We start from the raw sequence: 4,448 nt of genomic DNA on the forward strand, positions 1-4,448 counted from the left end.
GACTTGGACGCTTGGTCACAATGCAGAGCGAGTTCAAAAACTCGACGGAATGAATGGAGGCCAGCGAAGCTTCCCCGAATACGGTCTTATACCTGTCGGAGAACGTGGCCAAGGCATCCGCCCGAAAGCGGGGCAGTCCCCAATGCTCATGGTTGACCACATCGAGCAGGCGCTTGAAGAACGATATCGACGAAAGCGGATCATAGAGACCGCCTTCGAATTCCCGCCAGTAGCTGCAATGCAAATCTTCGGCTATGAAAACCCCGCCATCAGAAAGATGAGGGAAATAACGGGCAAAAGAGCGCACTATGTCTGATGATGTATGGGATCCGTCATCAATTATGATGTCGAATGTCGCGGATTTCGCAACAATTTTTCTTTCTATCTCATCAGTATTGGCATCACCGATAACCAAAGCAATCTTCTGATCGTCGAAAACCAGACCGCTGCAGGCCGTGTCGATATCGCAGCCAAGAATGAGTTCCGAATTCGGGAAATATCGCGGCCAGATTTCGAGCGAACCACCGTTTTGGACGCCAATTTCCAGGAGTCGAACCGGCTTCTTCCGATAGTCCTGAAAAACGCGGTCATATGCATCCAGATAGCTTGACCATTTGTCCGACACTTTGCCGCTATGGGCATTGTACAGGTCGTGAAGTGAAGGGGCGTGCGCCTTAACCGCCGCGGCATGGCCCTCGGGCTGTACGCCCTGCGGCACGTCTCCGACCGCCTCCGGGCCGACCGCGTCCGGGTCGACCGCCTGTGAGGCGGCCTCTGCATCGCGCATGTCTTTCGGCGATAGGTCCTTCTTCATGCCTCAAGCCCATCCCGTCTTTCAGACCAGGACACGACGCGCCACCGCTTCAGTCGATTGCCGCCAGTCAGGCGCATTCCATCCGAAGACGGAGGCGAATTTCGCGCTTGATAGCCGGGAATTGGCGGGGCGTCGCGCCTTGGTCGGGTAGTCCTTCGTAGCAATGTCCCGTACTCGCGCCCAAGGGCCACCAGACACTCGGCTTGTGTCCAGGATATGGCGGGCAAAGCCGCTCCAGTTGGCCTCGCCCGTGCCGGCCAGATGATAGACACCGAACGCAGCGAAGCTCTTGTTGCCATGCAGCGTCGCCGCCGCATGCAGGACTGCGTCGGCGATATCGAGCGCGGAGGTGGGATTTCCCCACTGATCGGCGACCACCGAGATCTCATCCCGGTCGGCGGCAAGCCGCAGCATGGTCTTGACGAAATTCTTGCCGAACGGGCTGTAGACCCAAGCCGTGCGCAGGATCAGATGGCGCGGATTGGCGGCTGCCACCGCCTGTTCGCCGGCGAGCTTGGAGGCACCATAGACGCTGCGTGGTGCGGTCGCGTCGGTTTCGACATAGGCACCGGAAGCGCTGCCATCGAAGACATAGTCGGTCGAAAGATGAATGACGGGAATGCCAAGCTGCGCTGCGGCTTCGGCCACCTTGCCGGCGCCGACAGCGTTGACCGCAAATGCCAGATCGGGCTCATCCTCGGCCTGATCCACGGCGGTGTATGCGGCAGCCGACACGATGATATCCGGCTTCGCGGCCGCAATGGTGTCGATGACGGCGTCGGGCTTTGCCAGGTCGAGCTCCGGACGGCCAATTGCGATGACTTCCACGCCGGCGTGCCTCTGGCCGGCCTCCAGAAGGCTTAACGCGACCTGGCCTTCGCGCCCGGTGACAACGAGCCTCACGCGGCCCCCTTGCGCGCTTCGCCCAATCGCTCACCGGCATAGCGCTCTTCGCGGATCGGCCCCCACCACCATTTGTTTTCGAGAAACCAGTCCACGGTTCTCGCCAGGCCACTGTCGAAATTCTCCTTCGGCGCCCAGCCAAGCTCGCGACCGATCTTGGAGGCGTCGATGGCATAGCGGCGGTCATGGCCCGGACGATYGGTGACGAAAGAGATCAGATCGCGATAGCTCTTGCCGCCGGCCCGAGGACGCCTGATGTCGAGCAGATCGCAGATCGTCTCGACGACGCCCAGGTTGGTGCGCTCCGAATTGCCGCCGACATTGTAGCTCTCGCCTGGCGTGCCCTTGGTGGCCACCAACTCCAGCGCGCGCGCATGGTCCTCGACGAACAGCCAGTCGCGCACATTGGCGCCGGCGCCATAGACCGGCAACGTTTTTTCGTCGAGCGCATTGAGGATGACCAGCGGGATCAGCTTCTCGGGAAAGTGATAGGGCCCGTAATTGTTCGAACAATTGGAAAGCACGACCGGCAGGCCATAGGTTTCGTGCCAGGCCCGCACCAGATGGTCCGACGCCGCCTTCGAAGCGGAATAGGGCGAAGACGGCGCATAGGGCGTTTCCTCGACGAACAGACCGCCGTCAAAGGGAAGATCGCCGAACACTTCGTCGGTCGAGACATGATGGAAACGGAAGCGGCTTTTCCTGTCGTCAGGAAGGCCGCGCCAATATTCCAGCGTGGCATTCAGCACCTTGTAGGTGCCGACGATGTTGGTCTCGATGAAGGCGCCGGGTCCGTCGATCGATCGGTCGACATGGCTTTCGGCAGCAAGGTTCATGACGATGTCGATTTCGTCCCGATGCAGAATGTCCAGCACCGCCCTCTCGTCACAGATATCGGCATGAGCGAAGCGGTAATTGTGGGCATTCTCGATCGGCCGCAGCGAGGCAAGATTGCCGGCGTAGGTAAGCTTGTCGAGATTGGTCACGCGATAGGCCGGGTTGGCGCACAGATGCCGGCACACCGCCGAACCGATGAAGCCGGCACCGCCTGTCACTAGAAAATTCATGCAGCTGTCCTCATGCAACCCATCAGGCGAACACTTCGGCGGCGGCCAACACCGGCGCCTTGAGGTCCTTGTCCGAAAGCTGGAATCCGCCAGCCAATGACGGCCATTCGATGCCGATGGCAGGATCGTCGAAACGGATCGAGCGGTCGTGCTCGGGCGAATAGGTATCGGTCACCTTGTACAAGACTTCGGTGTCCGGCACGAGCGTCACGAAGCCATGCGCAAAGCCCTTCGGCACCAGAATCTGGTTGCCCTTTTCGGCGGTAATTTCGAGCGCAACCCATTTTCCGAACGTTGGCGAGCTGCGACGAATGTCGACCGCCACGTCCAGCAGCGCACCCCGGACGACACGCAGCAGCTTGTCCTGGGCTCGCGGCGCAAGCTGGTAGTGCAGCCCGCGCAGAACGCCCGCCGCGGCGGAATAGGACTGATTGTCCTGGACGAAACTCAAGCCTATGCCGGCCTGTGAAAAGCGCTCGGCATGATAGGTTTCGACGAAGAAACCACGCGCATCGCCATGTCGTTTCGGAATGATTTCCAGAACGCCTTCGATGCCAAGGGACCTGACCTCCAGCATTTACTCCTCCAACCGCTCGACAACGCGCCGGCGCAGATAGACGGCATACTCGTTTTTTCCCAGGCGGGTGGCGCGCTGGAGGACATCGTCCGCCGTCAGCCAGCCCTGTTCGAAGGCGATTTCCTCCGGGCAGGCAACCTTTATGCCCTGGCGATGTTCGATCGTGCGCACGAACGAAGATGCTTCGTGCAAGCTGTCGTGGGTGCCGGTGTCGAGCCAGGCATAACCACGCCCCAATCGATGCACATGCAACTGACCACGCTCGAGATAGACATTGTTGACCGCCGTGATCTCAAGTTCGCCACGTGCCGAAGGCCGGATCGCCGGGGCAATGTCAACGACATCGTTGTCATAGAAATAGAGGCCGGTGACGGCCCAGTTGGATTTCGGATTGTCTGGCTTTTCCTCGATCGTCAGGGCGGTTCCGGTGACCTTGTCGAAGGAAACGACACCGTAACGCTGGGGATCTTCGACATGATAGGCGAATACGGAAGCCCCCGTCTCGCGCGATGCCGCTGCACGGCAGAGCTGCGACAGGCCTTCGCCGAAATAGATGTTGTCGCCGAGGATCATCGACACGCTGTCCTTGCCGATGAAATTCCGGCCGATGATGAAGGCTTCCGCAAGTCCGTTGGGTTGCGGTTGCTCGGCGTAGGACAAATCAAGCCCAAACTCCGATCCGTCGCCAAGCAACTCGCGGAAAACCGGCAGATCACGCGGCGTTGAAATGATCAGAATCTCGCGGATACCCGCGAGCATCAAAACGCTCAGCGGATAATAGATCATCGGCTTGTCGTATATCGGGAGGATTTGCTTGGAGACTGCCAACGTTAGCGGATAGAGCCGCGTTCCGCTGCCTCCAGCAAGGATAATTCCTTTCAAGAAGTTCTCCTTGACATGCCTAAACCCCCAGCCCTGACATAAACCGCGCTCGTGCTTAGGTTCCATGCAATGGCTTGTCAATCGCGGCGATCGACAAACAGCCGGACTATTGGCGCGCCAGGCGCGCCCTCCGCTAGGTCAGTCCAAAATACGCCCGGTACCAGTCCACAAACCGCCCTACCCCATCGGCAACCGTCGTCACCGG

At 59.6% G+C, this 4,448-nt stretch carries 4 protein-coding genes and 1 pseudogene; all 5 read right to left on the reverse strand.

From position 1 onward, the window contains the following. Positions 1-814 (reverse strand): annotated as a pseudogene (locus ACXJ7R_RS25580) (hypothetical protein); the annotation flags it as partial. 21 nt (positions 815-835) lie between these two features. Next, complete coding sequence (rfbD, locus tag ACXJ7R_RS25585) at positions 836-1,717, reverse strand: dTDP-4-dehydrorhamnose reductase (RefSeq protein WP_457154261.1); 882 nt, start codon at positions 1,715-1,717, stop codon at positions 836-838. Further along, positions 1,714-2,784, reverse strand: a complete 1,071-nt coding sequence (rfbB, locus tag ACXJ7R_RS25590) for a dTDP-glucose 4,6-dehydratase (RefSeq protein WP_457154262.1) — start codon at positions 2,782-2,784, stop codon at positions 1,714-1,716. The genes rfbD and rfbB overlap by 4 nt, the downstream gene beginning before the upstream one ends. A gap of 22 nt (positions 2,785-2,806) precedes the next feature. After that, a complete protein-coding gene (gene rfbC / locus ACXJ7R_RS25595) occupies positions 2,807-3,361 on the reverse strand; it encodes a dTDP-4-dehydrorhamnose 3,5-epimerase (protein WP_095091969.1) in 555 nt (184 codons plus the stop codon). Beyond that, a complete protein-coding gene (gene rfbA, locus ACXJ7R_RS25600) occupies positions 3,362-4,243 on the reverse strand; it encodes a glucose-1-phosphate thymidylyltransferase RfbA (RefSeq protein ID WP_457154263.1) in 882 nt (293 codons plus the stop codon). Between the last annotated feature and the right edge of the window lie 205 nt (positions 4,244-4,448).

Source organism: Mesorhizobium sp. P5_C1 (assembly GCF_054049815.1).

Excerpts from the sequence above, each read along its gene's own strand:
- rfbC (WP_095091969.1), bottom strand. The coding sequence starts at position 3,361 with ATGCTGGAGGTCAGGTCCCTTGGCATCGAAGGCGTTCTGGAAATCATT.